We start from the raw sequence: 18,635 nt of genomic DNA on the forward strand, positions 1-18,635 counted from the left end.
CCCCGCTGATTATTAGCCCTTACCAATCGGGCTTTTACGGGCAGTTTATCTCCCACCTAATTTCTTAGCTTTCCCTGAGGTTTAAGGTGGGAATATTACTGCCCGCGAATAGCGGGGTAAAATCACATTGAAACACTCGGGAATTATTACAATTAAGGAAAGAATGAAAATCTTCATTTTCATTCCTTACATAAAACAGCATCATATTTCAATTTTTTATGAAAAAGATGATACGATAGACTGAGATTATATACTAAGGGAGACGGTCAAAATGAAACAACCACTCGCACATCGAATGCGTCCAACAACTATTCAAGACATCATTGGACAACAGCATTTAGTTGGTGAAGGGAAAATTTTATGGCGAATGGTCCAAGCAAACCATTTCCAATCGATGATTTTATACGGTCCCCCAGGTACAGGAAAAACATCGATTGCTAGTGCAATTGCTGGCAGTACAGGAACGCCATTTCGTCTATTAAATGCTGTTACGCATAATAAAAAAGATATGGAAGTGGTCGTACAAGAAGCCAAGATGCACCGCCACCTTGTTTTAATTTTAGATGAGGTCCATCGCTTAGATAAAGCTAAGCAAGACTTCCTCTTACCACATTTAGAAAGCGGTCTTCTTACCTTAATTGGCGCAACAACGAGCAATCCATTCCATGCGATCAACTCTGCCATCCGTAGTCGATGCCAAATCTTTGAACTACATACACTAACAGAAGATGAAATTTTAATTGGCTTAAAACGAGCCCTTGTAGATAAAGAAAAAGGTCTTGGAGAATATCATGTAACTGTTACAGATGAAGCACTGCGTCACTTTGCAAATGCCTCTGGCGGAGATATGCGTTCTGCTTATAATGCACTTGAACTTGCTGTTTTATCTAGCTTTACAACAGACGATCAGGAGGCAGAAATCACATTAGACATTGCAGAAGAATGTTTGCAGAAAAAAAGCTTTGTTCACGATAAAGGCGGTGATGCGCATTATGACGTACTATCTGCCTTTCAAAAATCAGTGCGCGGAAGCGATGTAAACGCTGCACTTCATTATTTAGCCCGCCTTATTGAAGCTGGTGACTTACAAAGTATTGGGAGACGTCTTCTTATTATGGCGTATGAAGATATCGGGCTTGCTAGTCCGCAAGCCGGACCACGTACACTTGCTGCGATTGAATCGGCGGAACGCGTCGGATTCCCAGAAGCTCGGATTCCACTTGCCAATGCAGTTATCGAACTTTGTCTCTCTCCAAAATCAAATTCAGCGTACAAGGCGCTTGATGCAGCACTTCACGACTTACGGAACGGACAAACAGGCGATGTCCCAAATCACTTGAAAGATAGTCACTATAAAGGGGCTGAATCATTAGGTAGAGGCACTGAATACTTATATCCACACGATTATCCAAACGGCTGGGTACAGCAACAATACTTACCAGATAAAATAAAAAACAAACAATATTATAAACCGAAAACGACCGGAAAATTCGAGCAGGCACTCTCAACTGTATATGAAAGATTGCAAAGTTCGCATAAAAGCAAACCAAAAGGGTAATCTAAGCGAAAACGACATGATAATGGAGGTTTCGCTTATGAAAACACGCCAAGATGCATGGACAAGAGAAGACGATCTCCTTTTAGCAGAAACCGTTTTACGGCATATTCGCAGCGGAAGTACTCAGCTGAAAGCATTTGAGGAAGTTGGCGACAAATTAAACCGTACTTCTGCCGCTTGTGGGTTCCGCTGGAATGCCGAAGTAAGACCAAATTACGAGGATGCTGTACAGCTTGCTAAGAAGCAAAGAAAAGAGTTAAAACGTTCTGAAGCAAATATAGAAAAAGAACAACTATTAAAGTCGAAACAAAAAGAGAAAATCGTAATTGATGCTGAATTTTCCGAAGACCTTATTTCTAGTAAACACTCTCTTACAATACAAGATGTCATCTCATTCTTACAAAACTTAAATCAGCATAGTTCCCATCTAACAAATTTACAAACTGAAAATAAATCATTGCAGGTTAAACTCACTTCATTACAAAAGACGAATGATGAACTAGAAATAAAATTAGCAACGTTAACGAAAAAGCAACAAACAATCGAAGAAGATTATGCAATGCTTGTTAGAATTATGGACCGTGCACGGAAGCTTGTTTTAGCAAATCACCCAGAAGAACAAATTGCACCTATTTTCAAAACAGATCAGAACGGAAATTTAGATATTATTTATACGGCTGAAAATTGAAATACGCCCCACCTAGCAAAAAGATACGATTTGAAAGGAGAGATTATCTTTTCTTTCATTGACAATTTTCAAAATTCCACTCAAAGTTCTCGTATTAATTGTAGGATTTTTTGCAATTAGAAACTTAAAAAGAAATCACTCATACAAATCGGATGAACTCCATTTTTTTATACAAATTAAAAAGCGTATATCCCCACGGAACATACGCTTTTTTTGTTTCTTTATTCTTGTCCTACACGCTTCACTTCTACATGCTTCAAGCGCTCACGTACAACGTGACTCGCCATAATTAACCCTGCAACAGATGGTACAAATGCATTTGAGGAAGGTGGTAATTTCGCTTTACGAATTTTTGCATTTTCGTCTGGCACGATTTCTTTACGAACCTCTTCGCGAATTACGATTGGGTTTTCATCAGAGAAAACAACTTTCACACCTTTTTTAATACCTTCTTTACGAAGCTTCGTACGAATCACTTTCGCAATTGGGTCTGTGTGCGTTTTAGAAATATCCGCAATACGGAAACGAGTTGGGTCCATTTTATTTGCTGCACCCATACTTGAGATAATTTTAATTTTACGTCGTAAACATTGTTTAATTAAATGAATTTTGAATGTAATTGTATCAGATGCATCCACTACGAAATCTAAACCATACTTAAAGAACTCTTCGTATGTTTCATCTGTATAAAACATTTCTAATGCGATAACTTCGCAGTCTGGATTAATATCAGCAATACGCTCTTTCATTAGTTCTACTTTTGAACGACCTACAGTAGAAAGTAATGCATGGATTTGACGGTTCACGTTTGTAATATCGACAACGTCTTTATCAACTAATACAAGGCGTCCTACACCAGAACGCGCTAACGCTTCTGCTGCAAATGAGCCTACGCCGCCAATTCCTAAAATACCCACTGTACTATTTTTTAATATTTCAAGACCTTCTTTTCCGAAGGCTAATTCATTACGCGAAAATTGATGTAACATGCGTTCTACACTCCTATTACAAAAATGGCCTACCATGTATTCTAGCGTTTTTCCGACTATTTGTATAGAAAAAGTTGTAGAATTCCTAAAAATAAATATTCCAAAAGCATAAGAAAGGAATCCGAATCGTTCTATGACTAGATGAAGTAAACTTAAAAATTTGTTTTAAAATCAAAACCCTTAAGTTATACTGAAATAATATCTAAATATATTAAGGAGATAACATTATGGATCGGAAAGAAAAAAACGAAATTATTGAGAGTATTCCACAAAAAGGTTTTTTTGGACATCCTAAAGGTTTATTCACTTTATTCTTTACGGAATTTTGGGAAAGATTTTCTTATTATGGAATGAGGGCCATATTACTTTACTATATGTATTATTCCATTGCAAAAGGCGGATTAGGGATTGATCAAGCTACTGCCACCTCGATTATGGCGATTTATGGATCCCTATTATATATGTCCAGTATTATTGGTGGTTGGGTCTCTGATCGTCTACTTGGTTCAAGTAAAACTGTTTTTTGGGGCGGCATTTTAATTATGGTTGGTCACCTTATTCTATCACTGCCAGGTAGTATTACTACTTTATTTATATCGATGGTATTTTTAATACTTGGAACAGGATTATTAAAACCAAACATCTCTAGTATTGTTGGAAATTTATATAGTGAATCAGACACACGTCGAGACTCCGGGTTTAGCATTTTCTATATGGGCATTAATCTAGGTGCTCTTGTAGCTCCTCTTGTTGTTGGTACATTAGGTCAACAATATAATTTCCATCTTGGTTTTGGAATTGCGGCAGTTGGTATGATGGTAGGCTTATCAATATTTGTGTTTACGAAAAAGAAGACTCTTGGTTTAGCTGGTACACAAATACCAAACCCTTTAACAAATATTGAACGAAAGAAAACACTTAAACAATTTAGCATAAGCATACTTGTTATAGTATTCTTATGTGCTGTTACAATACCCACTGGGTTATTAACTATTAATCGTTTTACTTTTTTAATAAGTATCTTAGGAATTATTATTCCTACTTGCTACTTCATTTATATGTACCGTAGTCCAAAAACTACAAAGGTTGAACGCTCTCGCCTTCTTGCTTATATACCGTTATTTATTGCAGCTACAATGTTTTGGGCTATACAAGAGCAAGGTGCAATTATTTTAGCTACCTATGCTGATCAACGGACCCAGTTACAATTTGCTGGATTCAAAATACAATCTGCATGGTTTCAATCATTGAGTCCTATATTTATAGTAATACTCGCACCATTATTTGCATGGGTTTGGGTAAAACTTAATACACGCCAACCTTCTACTACAAATAAATTTGCTATCGGATTACTTTTTGCTGGATTATCATTCTTGATTATGATTATTCCTGCGTATATTAACGGTACAGATTCTCTAGTAAGTCCTATCTGGTTAGTTCTTAGCTTTTTGTTAATAGTAATTGGGGAAGTTTGTTTATCACCTGCCGGATTATCAATAACAACAAAATTAGCTCCAGCTGCGTTTTCAGCACAAACAATAAGTTTATGGTTTTTATCTACTGCATCCGCACAAGCTATAAATGCACAGGTTGTAAAACTATACAATCCTGCAACAGAAATTATTTACTTTGGAGTTATTGGAGCTATATCTATCGTATTAAGTATAATATTATTTATGCTATCAACAAAAATTCAAAGCTTCATGAAAGGGCTTCACTAATATCCATTTGATCAAAACGAAAAGCTGGTATTGCACCAGCTTTTTTATTTTTACCTTTGTAAACTTACTATATACCATGAAATTTAAAAACACTACCCTAAAAAAGAAGCCTAGATGGCTTTAGTATAACCATCTAGGCTCCGTTCTTACTTCTCTTCTTTCACGTTTAACTGTAAGTTAAGTTCTTCAAGCTGCGCTCCTGCAACTGAGCTTGGCGCATCTGTTAGTAAACAGCTTGCACTTGCCGTTTTAGGAAATGCGATTGTATCGCGAAGGTTTGTACGACCTGCAAGTAACATTACAAGACGGTCTAAACCTAATGCAATTCCGCCGTGTGGTGGTGTACCATATTCGAACGCTTCTAATAAGAATCCAAATTGCTCTTGTGCTTCTTCTTGTGAGAATCCAAGTGCTTTGAACATTTTTTCTTGTACATCACGCTCATAAATACGAAGTGAGCCACCGCCAAGCTCATAACCGTTTAATACAAGATCGTATGCTTGTGCACGCGCTTTTTCTGGTGCTGTTTCTAATAACTCAACATCTTCACGGAACGGCATTGTGAATGGATGGTGCGCTGCGAAGTAACGATCAGCATCTTCATCGTACTCAAGAAGTGGCCAATCAGTTACCCATAAGAAGTTAAATTTGCTTTCATCAATTAATTCAAGCTCTTTCCCTAATCGTAAACGAAGTGCACCTAAGCTATCTGCAACGACACTCTTCTTATCCGCAACGAATAGTAATAAGTCTCCAGCAGCCCCATCTAATGTACTCATTAGTACATTTGCATCTTCTTCGCCGAAGAATTTCGCAATCGGTCCTTTTAAGCCATCTTCTTCAACTTTTAACCAAGCCAAACCTTTTGCTCCGTATACTTTTACGAATTCAGTTAATGCGTCGATGTCTTTACGAGAATATTTACCTGCCGCACCTTTTGCATTAATTGCTTTTACTTGTCCACCGCTCTCTACAGCGCTTGTAAATACTTTGAATCCACATCCTGCTGCGAATTCAGATAGGTCAGTAAGCTCCATCGCAAAGCGCGTATCTGGCTTATCAGAACCGTAGCGAGCCATTGCATCAGCGTATGTCATACGAGGGAATGGTGCGTTAATTTCTACACCTTTCGCATCCTTCATAACTTTCGTCATCATGCGCTCCATCATATCTAAAATTTCTTCTTGTGTTAAGAATGAAGCCTCAATGTCGATTTGTGTGAATTCTGGTTGACGGTCTGCACGTAAATCTTCATCACGGAAACAACGTGCTACTTGATAGTAACGCTCAAATCCACCGACCATAAGAAGCTGTTTAAATAGCTGCGGGGATTGAGGCAATGCATAAAATTCACCGTCGTGCACACGGCTTGGTACTAAATAGTCACGTGCGCCTTCTGGTGTGCTCTTCGTTAAAATTGGTGTTTCAACCTCTAAGAACTCTTCTGAATCTAAGAAGTTACGAATTGTTTTTGTTACGTCGTGACGCATTTTAAATGTGTTGTACATAACAGGACGACGTAAATCTAAATAACGATATTTTAAACGAACATCTTCTGATGCATCTGTATCATCAGCAATAATAATTGGCGTTGTTTTCGCTGCATTTAATACATTTACTTTCGTTGCCTGTACTTCAATGCGGCCAGTTGCCATATTATCGTTAATCGCACCTTCTGCACGTTCAACAACTGTACCTTCTACGTGTAATACGTATTCACTACGAATTGTTTCTGCTACTTCTAGTGCTTCTTTTGATGTTTCTGGGTTAAATACAACTTGCACGATACCTGTACGGTCACGTAAATCGATGAAAATTAGTCCACCTAAGTCACGGCGTTTTTGTACCCAACCTTTTAATTGAACTGTTTGTCCAGCTGCTTCTACTATTACTTTTCCACACGCATGTGTTCTTTCAGCCATTGTTAGTTCCCCCTATATTAATTTCTCTGCTACATATGAAGCAAATACATCTAATGCTACTTCCTCTTGCTCACCTGTTGCCATATCTTTTAAGTTAATGATGCCTTTATCTAACTCATCTTCACCTAATACAGCTACATATTTTGCCTTTAGACGATCTGCGGATTTAAATTGTGCTTTCATTTTGCGATCTAAATAATCTTTTTCAACTGATAATCCAGCTTTGCGAAGATCAAATGCAACTTTTGCAGCATGATCTTTCGCTTTGTCACCAAGTGCTACAATATAGCAATCAATGTTATGCTCAATTGGTAACTCAATATTTTCAGCTTTTAGTGCCATGATTAAACGCTCGATACTCATCGCAAAACCGATACCAGGCATTTCTGGACCACCGATTTCTTGTACAAGTCCGTTATAACGACCGCCACCACTTAATGTTGTAATTGCACCGAAACCTTCTGCTTCACTCATAATTTCAAAAACAGTGTGCTGATAGTAGTCTAAACCACGTACTAAATTTGGATCCTTTTCAAATGGAACGCCCATCATCGTTAGTAACTCTTGTACTTTTTCGTAGTATGCTGCTGATTCTTCGTTTAAGTACTCTGTAATAGATGGTGCTGTGCTCATTAATTCATGGTCACGATCTTTTTTACAGTCTAAAATACGAAGTGGGTTCTTTTCTAAACGAGATTGACAGTCAGAGCAGAACTCGCCAATGCGAGGCTCAAAGTGAGCGATTAGTGCATCACGATGCGCTTGACGGCTCGCTGCATCACCTAAGCTGTTCAGTACAACTTTAATATTTTTTAAGCCCATGCCGCGGTAAAATTCTACAGCAAGTGCAATTACTTCTGCATCGATTGCTGGATCATTACTACCAATCGCTTCAATACCGAATTGCACAAACTGACGATAACGACCTGCTTGTGGTCTTTCGTAACGGAACATTTGACCGATATAGTATAGTTTCGTCGGCTGCGTTGCATCACCGAACATTTTATTTTCAACATAAGAACGTACAACAGGTGCTGTACCTTCTGGACGCAGTGTTAAGTTACGCTCACCACGATCCTGGAATGAGTACATTTCTTTTTGAACGATATCCGTTGTATCACCAACACCGCGTAAAAATAGCTCTGTGTGTTCAAAAATTGGTGTGCGAATTTCTTTATAGTTGTAACGACGGCAAATTTCGCGTGCTTGCCCTTCAATATACTGCCATAACTCAACACTACCTGGAAGAATATCTTGCGTTCCGCGTGGAATTTGAATAGACATATTCAGTTCCTCCTCAAATTATTTTAATCTTAATAAAAATAAAAAAACTCCCGCCTCTACTGATTATCCAGTAGGGACGAGAGTATTATACCCGTGGTGCCACCCTAATTTGAAGCACATATGCTTCCACTTTTTTAATAACGCTTAAATTTGCGTTCAATCTCTACTAAGCATATAAGCCTTTCAAGTTGAAACCTACAGAGTGTCCTTCAATCAGTCATCATGTAGAAATGTTTTCAGCCTTAGACATTTCTTCTCTTTCCATGTGTGTCTCATTTACTCTTCTCTATCATCGGTTCTCTTCATATGTAAATATAAAATTACTATACGTTTGTTCACAGCGATTGTCAAGTGCCCTAGGAGCGTTCCATCTGCTTCTTTAAGCGTTTTACATCTTGTAATGAAATACCAAATTCAGAAGCAAGCTCCATCGAAGTATTGTTTTGTTCTTTTGCAATAAACTCATGAAAATTCACATTAAATAATTGATTGGCACCGTTCATAACAGAGTGCCCTTTTTCGTTCATGCGCATACGTATATCCCTCACATTCAATATGGATGTTTTTACTTCTATTGTTCCATATTGATAAGGTAGTTATACACAGATACAAGGCTAGAAAACTACTGGTCCCAAATGAACATAAGAATACGGTTCATAATAATAACAACTGCTAATACACTTGCAAGAGCGTAGTGCCTTAAATGATATAACGCCATAACACCTAATCCAAAAACGAGAATTTCTAACAATACATGTAAGGTTCCTTGTACCTCCCATTCTGCATTAGGCGCTCCGAATAGCCCCCATATAACAGCAACAATAACTGGAAGTGTGATGGTAAGTGTAATTTTCATAGCCGGTATTTTTCCTACACGAAATCCCCAGTATCCAATAATCCCAAGAATACATAACTCTAATACGAAACGCAGGGCTATATTCAATTCTTGAAACATAATAAATTGGCCTCCTATTTCAGATTCCCCTTCCCTTCAGTTCCCTTTTTATATTTTCATTATTTTCAGTACAATTATATTACAAATTAACAAAATATACCTTTTATAAGACTTATAAAAAAAGAGAGGATCTCATAATCCTCTCTCTTCCACCACTATTATTTACTTTCTAAAATTAAGGTCACCGGACCATCGTTAATTAAAGAAACATCCATCATTGCTCCGAATTGTCCCGTTTCTACGTGCAGTCCTTGTCTACGAAGTTCTTCATTGAAGAAATCATACAAACGCTCTGCGTAGTCTGGTTTCGCAGCATCCATAAAGTTCGGACGTCTCCCTTTACGACAATCTCCATATAATGTGAATTGCGAAATAGAAAGAACTTGTCCCTTCATATCCAGTACAGAATGGTTCATCTTTCCATTCTCATCTTCAAAAATACGTAAATTTGCAACTTTTTCAGCAATGTACGTTGCATCTTTTTCTGTATCTTCATGCGTAATGCCAACTAGCAATGTTAAACCGAACGGAATTTGTCCTACAATCTCACCATCTATTGTAACAGACGCTTCCTTTGATCGTTGTAAGACAACTCTCATATCTTATACACTCCCTATTAATGCATCATGCGGCGTACGGCATAAATTTCTGGAACTCGCTTAATACGTTCTACCACTTTCTTCAAATGGTGTAAATTGCGAATGGAGATAGACATATTAATCGTCGCCATTTTATTACGATCACTTCTACCTGAAACAGCTGAAATATACGTTTTCGTTTCTGTAACAGCTTGCAGAACTTCATTCAATAAACCACGGCGATCGTATCCAGAGATTTCAATATCAACATTGTATTCAATCTCTTTTTCTGTGCTACCTTCCCACTCTACCTCTAATAAACGCTCCTTAGCTTCTTCTGTATGCACATTGACGCAGTCACGACGGTGAATGGATACACCGCGTCCTTTCGTAATATATCCAATAATATCATCACCTGGAACTGGGTTACAGCATTTTGATAAGCGGATTAACAAATTATCAGCACCACTCACTTTTACACCAGAATCCCATTTCCGGATTTTCATTGGTTTACGAACTTCTTTCACTTCTACAATATCTTGTTCTTCTTCACGCTGCTTGCGGAACTTGTCCGTTAGACGCGTTACAATTTGTGCAGCCGTAATACCGTTATATCCGACTGCAGCAAACATATCTTCTTCGTTTGCAAAATTGTATTTCTCAGCCACTCGTTTTAAATTATCACTTGCTAATACTTCTTTCATCTCATATTCTAAACTTCGCACTTCTTTCTCAACAAGTTCACGGCCTTTTTCAATATTCTCATCTCGGCGTTGCTTTTTGAAAAATTGACGAATTTTATTCTTTGCATGAGAGGTTTGAGCAAGTTTTACCCAGTCCTGACTTGGTCCGTATGAATGTTTAGATGTTAAAATTTCAATGATATCACCTGTTTTTAATTTGTAATCAAGCGTCACCATTTTGCCATTCACTTTTGCACCAATCGTTTTGTTTCCAATTTCCGAATGGACGCGGTATGCAAAATCAATCGGTACCGAACCAAGTGGTAATTCCATGACATCTCCTTTTGGCGTAAAGACAAATACCATATCAGAGAATAAATCAATTTTTAATGACTCCATAAATTCTTCCGCATTAGAAGCTTCATTTTGCCATTCTAATATTTGACGGAACCATGTTAACTTCTTCTCTAATGTACCTGTTGTTTCTGCTGCTTTTCCTTCTTTATAAGCCCAGTGCGCCGCAATCCCGAATTCTGCGATTTCGTGCATTTCTTTCGTGCGAATTTGCACTTCAAGCGGATCGCCCTTTGGCCCAATTACTGTTGTATGAAGCGATTGATATAGATTTGCTTTTGGCATCGCAATATAATCTTTAAAACGACCTGGCATTGGTTTCCAGCACGTATGAATAATTCCTAACACCGCATAACAATCTTTAATACTATTCACAACAACACGCACAGCTAACAAATCATAAATTTCATTAAATTGTTTATTTTGAAGCGCCATTTTACGATAAATACTATAAATATGTTTCGGTCTTCCTGAAATATCAGGTTGAATGGACACTTCTTTTAATTTCTCACGAATGCCCGTCATTACTTCGTCTAAATATTCTTCACGCTCCGCACGTTTTCGCTTCATTAAATTAACAATGCGATAATATTGCTGCGGATTTAAATAACGAAGTGATGTATCCTCTAGCTCCCATTTAATAGTATTAATTCCGAGTCTATGAGCTAAAGGCGCAAAAATCTCTAACGTTTCATTTGCAATACGGCGCTGTTTTTCTTGAGGCAAATGCTTAAGCGTACGCATGTTATGAAGACGATCGGCTAGTTTAATTAAAATAACCCGAATATCCTGAGCCATTGCAATAAACATTTTGCGATGGTTTTCTGCTTGCTGCTGTTCATGAGACTTGTATTTAATTTTCCCAAGTTTTGTAACCCCATCAACAAGCATAGCAATTTCTTTATTAAATTCCCGTTCAATATCTTCTAGTGTAACTTCGGTATCTTCTACTACATCATGCAAAAAACCTGCTGACACTGTAGATGGATCCATGTGTAAATCAACTAAAATACCTGCAACTTGAATCGGATGAATAATATATGGTTCGCCCGATTTTCTATACTGTTCACTATGTGCATCACGTGCATATTCATAGGCACGTGCCACCAACTCAATATCATCATCCGCTAAATATTGTCCCGCTTTCTCGAGTACCTGTTCAGCTGTTAGTACTTGCTCATTTGCCATCGAATCACCTTTTATTAAAAATTAATACTGTTTCCTTATTAATTAGAATAATTTTTATTCTATCATTATAACCTAATGATTGTGAATTGTGAAAAGGAAAAGATTTTACAGATATTTACCATGATTTTTCATACAATTATACAAAAGTACCCGCTCCTCTCTAAGAGATTCACGGGTACTTTTTCTATCACCGTAGTTTTACCTATATAATAATTAATATTGTTCTAGTACTAATACATCGTAACCGTCTAACACTTTACGACCGTCTAAGTAAGTAAGTTCCACTAAGAATGCAATCCCTGCTACAACTCCGCCAAGTTCTTCAACTAGCTTAATTGTCGCTTCAATTGTTCCACCTGTAGCTAATAAATCATCTGTAATTAGTACACGTTGACCTGGTTTAATTGCATCTTTATGGATTGTTAAAACGTCTTTTCCATACTCTTTACCATAGTCTACTTTAATTACTTCACGTGGTAATTTACCTAATTTACGAACTGGTGCAAATCCTACTTCTAACGCATAAGAAACTGGGCAACCAATAATAAAACCACGTGCTTCTGGTCCTACTACAAGGTCGATGTTTCTTTCTTTTGCATAAGCAACGATTTCATCTGTTGCTGCTTTGTATGCTTTCCCATCGTTCATTAAAGGTGTGATATCTTTAAACACAATACCTTCTTTTGGATAATCTGGTACAATTGCGATATGTTGCTTGAAATCCATATTTCTGAATCCTCCTCAGATATAAAAGGTCTGTAAATACAAATCCTTTACCTTAACTGCTCTACTTCTTTATGATTACGAATCGTTTCAAACCATGTATATAGTTGTTGATATGTGCTATAAACCAATTCTTTCTCTAGTTGCAAGTGGTTCATTTTCTCACGATATGTGTTCGATTCAATTAAATCACGCTTTTGCATTTTCTCTGCCATAAAAATGACACCGTCTTTTATTGTAACAAATTCTAGCTCAAAAAACACCTGTGTCATAAAATTTACTGTATCTTTTGACCAACCTTTATGACGACATAGTTGTTCTCCATATTGTCTTAAAGAAAAAGGTGCTTTTTGATGTAAAAAGGAATAATACCATTTAAAGTGGTCTCTTGTTGGGACCGTACTAAATAAATGATTATTTTCTTGGTAAAACAGCGTGTAAATTCGCGCCGGGAATCCCGCCTTAAATAACTCGCGTAATTCCTCTGTTCCCGTTGGTAAATCCAATAAAACAATATACTGATCATCTAGATTTGTTACTTCTGATGCGTGCACCAATTGTTCTTTATACACTTCTAAAGAAAATTTATTCAATACCTCTTCAGAAAAATATACCATTGTTACTTTATCTTTTGGAAGCTCTGCTAGGTTTGCTTCCACATTACGCATGCTGCGCCAATCAAATAATTGCCATGCCTCTACTGCAATATCTTGAATCATCAATTGCGGTTTTTTGAAATTATTCCATTCATTAATCGATGCTTCACCTACAACAGAAACGGTAGCAAGTGGAGAAATCTCTTTCGCATAGGCACCGAAACCAAATCCAATCGTATCTAGCGTTGCCTGTCCGTCACGAAGTGCCATTTTCAAATGAGAGCTATCGGATCCGATCGCACGAATACTTTCTAACTCTGCATCTCTCACTGCGATACGCGGCTTAGGATTTCCAACACCAAACGGCGCTAGCTTTTGCATTTCTTCAATTGCCGCAAGCGTTACATCTTCGACCTTACAAATCGCATCAACCGTTGTAATCGGAACAAAGTCTTCTGCCGTTAAAATAGCCTCTGCCTGTTCATTTAAACGGCGGCGTAGTTCATCCACATCATTCATATGAAGCGTCATCCCTGCCGCCATCGGATGCCCCCCAAAATGAGGTAACAATTCTCTACAATCCGATAAATTTGCAAACAAATCAAATCCCGCAATACTACGAGCAGATCCTTTTGCTGTTTGCTTCTCAGGATCAATGCATAATACGATTGTTGGACGGTAAAAACGCTCTACTAATTTAGAGGCCACAATACCAATTACGCCTGGATTCCATCCTTCTTTCGCAAGGACTAACACTTTATTTTCCTCTGGTGGGAAATTATTTTCTACTTCAGCAATAGCCTCTTCTGTAATTTGCTTTACAATATCTTTTCGAAGTTTATTAAGTTCATCAATTTCTTCAGCAAGCTCTTTCGCTTCTTCAGGATCTTCCGATAATAAAAGATGAACTGCCGGCGCTGCATCTTCTAAGCGTCCAATCGCATTAATACGGGGTGCTATAGAGAAACCAATGCTTTCTTCTGTAATTTCACTTTGTGAAACGTTGGCTACTTTAAATAACGCCTTTAAGCCAATATTTTTTGTCATTCGCATTTGTTTCAGTCCACGTTGCACAAGCAATCTATTCTCACCATGAAGTGATACTAAATCAGCTACCGTACCAATCACTGCAATTTCTAATAAATGCTCTGGTACACGTCCAAGTAGTGCATGCGCTACTTTAAACGCAACACCAACACCCGCTAAATAATGAAACGGATAAACACCGCCTTCTAACTTCGGATGAATAATCGCAAGCGCTTCTGGAAGTTCTGGTGGTGGCTCATGATGATCTGTAATAATAAGATCCATTCCAAGTTCCTTTGCCACCTGTGCTTCATGCACCGCTGCAATACCTGTATCGACCGTAATAATTAACGAGAAGCCTGCGCGGTGCGCCCAGCGAAAGGCCTCTTCATTTGGTCCATATCCTTCCGTAAAGCGGTTTGGAATATAAAACTCTACATCTGCACCTAATTCTTGAAGAGCAAGGAATAACACAGTCGTACTACTTACTCCGTCCGCATCATAATCGCCAAATATTAAAATCTGCTCTCCATTTTGAATGGCTTTCCTTACACGTTCTACTGTACAGTCCATCCCTTTAAGTAAAAATGGATCGTGAAATTCTTGCCCTTCTGTATTTAAAAAATCCACAATCTTATCTTCTGTATCTAAACCTCTACCGAGGAATAACGAAATAACAAGTGGTGATAATTGCAATTTACTTGCTAATTCACTCACCATTTCCTCATTATACGACTTTTCTTTCCAACGCGTCTTCGGTTGTAACACGAAATCACCCCTTAACCTGTCCATTATACAAGACAGATTAAGGGGTGACAATATAATACACGCTCTGTTAGCTACGATTGAATATCTCCATAATTAGATGAATATTTACTTTTTTACAGGAACCGCTCCATATCAATCAGGAGAATACGGATTAATATGTACAAAAACATTTTGGACATTATCTTGCTTCATTAACACTTCTTTAACATGTTTTCCAATGCGATGTCCTTCTTCCACTGTAATATATGGGTCAACAGACACTTTAATATCGACAATAACATAATGACCATGCTCACGCGCATATAGGGACCCAATTTTTTTAACACCCTCTACTTGAAGGACTGCTTCTCTTAGCGGAATGACATCTTCTTCGTGAAGAACGTGATCAAGCGTTGTATGGATTGCTTCGCCTCCAATACTCCACGCCATTTTCACAACAAGTAATGAAACAAATAATCCTGCAACTGGATCGGCGTACACAAGCCAATCTAAACCAAGTTTATTTCCAATAATAGCTGCACAAATCCCGATTAAAGCTGCAATTGAAGAAAACACATCTGAACGGTGCTCATATGCATTTGCAATAATTGCATCACTGTTGATCCGTTTGCCTAATTGATACTTATACCGAAACATTCCCTCTTTCACAACGATAGAAAGAATAACCGCAAAAATTGTAATTCCCTTTGGCGGTTCAAGCTCTTGCGTAAAAGCCTTTACGGAAGAAATTACAATTTCAATTCCAACAATAAATAGTAATACTGCAACAATAATCGCTGAAATCGATTCCGCTTTTCCATGACCATAAGGATGATCTTCATCGGGGGGCTGCTTCGCCGCTCGTAATCCAAAAAGCACAGCTAACGAACCAATCACATCTGATCCTGAATGAACTGCGTCTGCTAAAAGAGCCTTACTATTTCCAATATAGCCGATTACCGCTTTTACAATCGCTAATACAATATTTCCAACGATTCCAACAATAGCGCCAAACTCCGCCTGTTTAAAACGTTCATCTTTTTCCATAACCGAAATCCCTTCTTTTCTCAAAATACCTTTATATTGTAACAAAAAATAATGGAAGAAGTATCACTTCCTTCCAGTTTCTCCATGATCCGTTTTTTAGCAAAAGAATTTATTTTACTCCCGATTGGTTCTACTACCCTTTAGCAAAAAGCGTGAAAGGAAGTATCACTTTATTGTATCCGCAAACGAAAAAAGAGATGCCTCTAAAGAGGCATCATCTTTTTTATATGTGCTGTTCTAAATTTTATACTTGTGGTTCAGATACTCCTTCATTTCCTTTTTTCGTACCCTTACCTTTTTTCAAACGGCGATTTTCAAGCATTAGCCAAATTTGAGAAGCAACGAAAACAGAAGAATACGTACCTACAACTAGTCCAATCATTAATGCAAGTGAGAAGTTTCGTAGTGATTCACTACCAAAAATCAGCAGCGCAATAACCGGGAGCAATACCGTTAGAACGGTATTAATGGAACGACCAATTGTTTGACGAATACTTGAGTTTACGATTTCTTCTAAATCTTTTAAGTCGCGAATTCGTTTTTTCTGTTTATATAGCTCACGGTTTCGGTCAAATGTAACAATCGAGTCATTGATGGAATAACCGATGATTGTTAATACCGCAGCGATAAATGTTATATCTACTTCCAATTGGAAGATACTGAATATAACAATCATAACGAACGCATCATGCAGCAATGCTAATACGGCAGATAGTGCGTATGTGAAACGGAAACGAATACTTACATATAAAACGATAACCGCTGAGGCAATCATAACTGCAATAAATGCGTTTTGCGCGATTTCTTTCCCGATTGTTGGAGAAACCGTACTTATATTCGGCTCTGTACCATATTTATCGTGGAAGAATGTTTTCACTTTTGCAATTTCATCTTTCGATAAAACACCAATTGTACGAACGGCAAATCCTTTATTGTCATTTCCTGTTGATACAATATCTTCTTTTTTCACATCAATCTTCAGTTCATGCAAGTCTTTTTGTACTTGATCTACACTAATCGCTTGGTTTGATTGCAAGTCCATACGTGTACCGCTTGCAAAGTCAATACCAAGGTTCATTTTGAAAATTGGTAGTATAATTGCTCCAGCAATCACAACTACAACTGAGAATAAGAAGAATTTGTGACCAATATTTACAAAGTTAATACGATCAAATTTCGTTGGTGCATGTTCTACCCCTTTTGACAACGGAATAATTTCTTTCTGTTTTACACCAAAATAAGAGATTTTCTTATCGAAGTAACGGCTTTTCACAAGTAATCCAAGTAAGAAACGAGTACCGAATACGTTCGTAATGAAACCAACTAAAATACTTACAATTAAACTTGTTGCGAACCCTTGTACAGAGCTTGTACCATATACAAATAATACACCAGCTGCAGCAAGTGTCGTAATGTTCGCATCTAAAATCGTTGCTAATGAGCGATGATTACCAGCACGATACGCTGACATGAGAGACTTGCCAATTCGTAATTCTTCCTTCAGCCTTTCATACGTGATGATATTCGCATCAACCGCGATACCAACCCCGAGCACCAATGCCGCGATACCTGGCAAGGTAAGAACCGCATGCATCCAGTTAAAGACGAGCAATGTAACGAAAATGTATAAGCCTAACATAATGACCGCTACAAGCCCTGGTAAACGATAGAATACAAGCATGAATAAGAAGATAAGAGCAATCCCGATCGCACTAGCAAAAATCGTTTCTTGCAATGCTTGTTGACCAAATTTTGCTCCAACAGATGTTGAATACATTTCTTTTAAATCAACAGGAAGTGCACCCGCATTTAATAAAGATGAAAGTTGTTTTGCACTTTCAACTGTAAAGTTTCCACCTACGATTGAAACTTCAGCTTGATTAAACACTTGGTTTACTGTTGCTGCTGATAAGAATTTTGGATTTGGTTTTGCAGCTTCTGCTTTATACGAATCTTTACCTTCTTCAAAATCAAGCCAAATCACCATTAAGTTTGTTGGTGGAGGCATTTTAGAGATTTTTTCAGTTACTTCGCGGAATTTATCAGCACTTTTCAATGTAAGGCTAACACTTGGTCGACCTTGTTCATCAAACGTTTGCTTCGCTCCGCCGCCCTTTAAATCTGTTCCGTCCATGAGAAGGTTATCATTCACATCACGGAATGTTAATTTTGCTTGTGTAGATAAAATTTCACGTGCTTTTTGCTGATCTTGCACACCAGCAAGCTGAACACGAATTCGATCTGTCCCTTCGATTTGAATGTTCGGTTCACTTACACCAAGAACATTGACACGATTATTAAGGGCACCTACTGTACTTACAAGTGCATCATGATCGATTTTATCTCCTTTTTTCGCAGGTTTTACTTCATACAAGATTTCAAAGCCACCGCGAAGGTCTAGTCCAAGACTAATTCCTTTTGTTATGTTTTTTCCTGTCGCGCCAATAATTCCACCGATTAATAAAACGATGAGGAAAAAGGCGACGATTCTCGTACCGCGCTTTGCCATATGTACCTTCTTTCTGCTACTAAAACCATAAATAAATCCTACAATTCATTTACGCTAGACAATTCCC

The 18,635-nt window shown here is 37.8% G+C and carries 14 protein-coding genes and 1 other annotated feature; of the genes, 3 read left to right on the forward strand and 11 right to left on the reverse strand.

Annotated elements, in window-relative coordinates:
- The first annotated feature begins 271 nt into the window (after positions 1-271).
- Both V7183_RS04565 and V7183_RS04570 read left to right on the forward strand, forming a co-directional pair.
- The gene (locus V7183_RS04565; protein ID WP_097897024.1) at positions 272-1,558 is read left to right on the forward strand and encodes a replication-associated recombination protein A; all 1,287 of its coding nucleotides are present in this window, start codon (positions 272-274) and stop codon (positions 1,556-1,558) included.
- 37 nt (positions 1,559-1,595) lie between these two features.
- Positions 1,596-2,246, forward strand: coding sequence for an RsfA family transcriptional regulator (locus tag V7183_RS04570; RefSeq protein ID WP_335358837.1), 651 nt, complete (start codon positions 1,596-1,598; stop codon positions 2,244-2,246).
- A 221-nt stretch (positions 2,247-2,467) separates the two neighbouring features.
- Here V7183_RS04570 and V7183_RS04575 read toward each other — a convergent pair whose 3' ends face one another.
- The gene (locus V7183_RS04575; protein WP_097897026.1) at positions 2,468-3,235 is read right to left on the reverse strand and encodes a tRNA threonylcarbamoyladenosine dehydratase; all 768 of its coding nucleotides are present in this window, start codon (positions 3,233-3,235) and stop codon (positions 2,468-2,470) included.
- Positions 3,236-3,462: 227 nt separating this feature from the next.
- Between V7183_RS04575 and V7183_RS04580 the strand changes: the two genes are divergently transcribed.
- On the forward strand, positions 3,463-4,956 hold the full coding sequence (locus V7183_RS04580; protein WP_335358838.1) for a peptide MFS transporter: 1,494 nt from the start codon (positions 3,463-3,465) through the stop codon (positions 4,954-4,956).
- A gap of 146 nt (positions 4,957-5,102) precedes the next feature.
- Here V7183_RS04580 and aspS read toward each other — a convergent pair whose 3' ends face one another.
- The 10 genes from aspS to secDF form a co-directional block, all read right to left on the reverse strand.
- Complete coding sequence (aspS, locus tag V7183_RS04585) at positions 5,103-6,878, reverse strand: aspartate--tRNA ligase (RefSeq protein WP_335358839.1); 1,776 nt, start codon at positions 6,876-6,878, stop codon at positions 5,103-5,105.
- 12 nt (positions 6,879-6,890) lie between these two features.
- Positions 6,891-8,162, reverse strand: a complete 1,272-nt coding sequence (gene hisS, locus V7183_RS04590; RefSeq protein WP_335358840.1) for a histidine--tRNA ligase — start codon at positions 8,160-8,162, stop codon at positions 6,891-6,893.
- A 69-nt stretch (positions 8,163-8,231) separates the two neighbouring features.
- Positions 8,232-8,464: a binding site (T-box leader), on the reverse strand.
- A 54-nt stretch (positions 8,465-8,518) separates the two neighbouring features.
- Positions 8,519-8,695, reverse strand: coding sequence for a hypothetical protein (locus tag V7183_RS04595; protein WP_097897030.1), 177 nt, complete (start codon positions 8,693-8,695; stop codon positions 8,519-8,521).
- An 89-nt stretch (positions 8,696-8,784) separates the two neighbouring features.
- Positions 8,785-9,117, reverse strand: a complete 333-nt coding sequence (locus V7183_RS04600) for a YrdB family protein (protein ID WP_335358841.1) — start codon at positions 9,115-9,117, stop codon at positions 8,785-8,787.
- Positions 9,118-9,275: 158 nt separating this feature from the next.
- Positions 9,276-9,716 (reverse strand): D-aminoacyl-tRNA deacylase, encoded by a 441-nt coding sequence (dtd, locus tag V7183_RS04605; RefSeq protein ID WP_097897032.1) that lies wholly within the window; start codon positions 9,714-9,716, stop codon positions 9,276-9,278.
- A gap of 17 nt (positions 9,717-9,733) precedes the next feature.
- On the reverse strand, positions 9,734-11,920 hold the full coding sequence (gene relA / locus V7183_RS04610) for a GTP diphosphokinase (RefSeq protein ID WP_335358842.1): 2,187 nt from the start codon (positions 11,918-11,920) through the stop codon (positions 9,734-9,736).
- A gap of 213 nt (positions 11,921-12,133) precedes the next feature.
- Positions 12,134-12,646, reverse strand: a complete 513-nt coding sequence (locus tag V7183_RS04615; protein WP_097897034.1) for an adenine phosphoribosyltransferase — start codon at positions 12,644-12,646, stop codon at positions 12,134-12,136.
- Positions 12,647-12,693: 47 nt separating this feature from the next.
- The gene (gene recJ, locus V7183_RS04620) at positions 12,694-15,033 is read right to left on the reverse strand and encodes a single-stranded-DNA-specific exonuclease RecJ (RefSeq protein ID WP_097897035.1); all 2,340 of its coding nucleotides are present in this window, start codon (positions 15,031-15,033) and stop codon (positions 12,694-12,696) included.
- 132 nt (positions 15,034-15,165) lie between these two features.
- Entirely contained in the window at positions 15,166-16,059 is an 894-nt protein-coding gene (locus tag V7183_RS04625; protein ID WP_097897036.1) for a cation diffusion facilitator family transporter, read from the reverse strand.
- A 244-nt stretch (positions 16,060-16,303) separates the two neighbouring features.
- Positions 16,304-18,568 carry a protein translocase subunit SecDF gene (gene secDF / locus V7183_RS04630; protein WP_097897037.1) on the reverse strand — a complete coding sequence of 755 codons (2,265 nt, stop codon included), beginning with the start codon at positions 18,566-18,568 and terminating at the stop codon, positions 16,304-16,306.
- Between the last annotated feature and the right edge of the window lie 67 nt (positions 18,569-18,635).

Origin of the sequence: Bacillus sp. JJ1127, from assembly GCF_036965845.1 — a bacterium.
Taxonomy (GTDB): Bacteria; Bacillota; Bacilli; order Bacillales; family Bacillaceae_G; genus Bacillus_A.

What these genes read in the sequence shown, in the direction of transcription:
- V7183_RS04600 (WP_335358841.1), bottom strand. Translation starts at nt 9,117, where the DNA reads ATGTTTCAAGAATTGAATATAGCCCTGCGTTTCGTATTAGAGTTATGT.
- aspS (WP_335358839.1), bottom strand. Translation starts at nt 6,878, where the DNA reads ATGGCTGAAAGAACACATGCGTGTGGAAAAGTAATAGTAGAAGCAGCT.
- V7183_RS04615 (WP_097897034.1), bottom strand. Translation starts at nt 12,646, where the DNA reads ATGGATTTCAAGCAACATATCGCAATTGTACCAGATTATCCAAAAGAA.
- relA (WP_335358842.1), bottom strand. Translation starts at nt 11,920, where the DNA reads ATGGCAAATGAGCAAGTACTAACAGCTGAACAGGTACTCGAGAAAGCG.
- dtd (WP_097897032.1), bottom strand. Translation starts at nt 9,716, where the DNA reads ATGAGAGTTGTCTTACAACGATCAAAGGAAGCGTCTGTTACAATAGAT.
- V7183_RS04625 (WP_097897036.1), bottom strand. Translation starts at nt 16,059, where the DNA reads ATGGAAAAAGATGAACGTTTTAAACAGGCGGAGTTTGGCGCTATTGTT.
- V7183_RS04575 (WP_097897026.1), bottom strand. Translation starts at nt 3,235, where the DNA reads ATGTTACATCAATTTTCGCGTAATGAATTAGCCTTCGGAAAAGAAGGT.
- V7183_RS04580 (WP_335358838.1), top strand. Translation starts at nt 3,463, where the DNA reads ATGGATCGGAAAGAAAAAAACGAAATTATTGAGAGTATTCCACAAAAA.
- secDF (WP_097897037.1), bottom strand. Translation starts at nt 18,568, where the DNA reads ATGGCAAAGCGCGGTACGAGAATCGTCGCCTTTTTCCTCATCGTTTTA.
- V7183_RS04595 (WP_097897030.1), bottom strand. Translation starts at nt 8,695, where the DNA reads ATGCGCATGAACGAAAAAGGGCACTCTGTTATGAACGGTGCCAATCAA.
- V7183_RS04570 (WP_335358837.1), top strand. Translation starts at nt 1,596, where the DNA reads ATGAAAACACGCCAAGATGCATGGACAAGAGAAGACGATCTCCTTTTA.
- V7183_RS04565 (WP_097897024.1), top strand. Translation starts at nt 272, where the DNA reads ATGAAACAACCACTCGCACATCGAATGCGTCCAACAACTATTCAAGAC.
- hisS (WP_335358840.1), bottom strand. Translation starts at nt 8,162, where the DNA reads ATGTCTATTCAAATTCCACGCGGAACGCAAGATATTCTTCCAGGTAGT.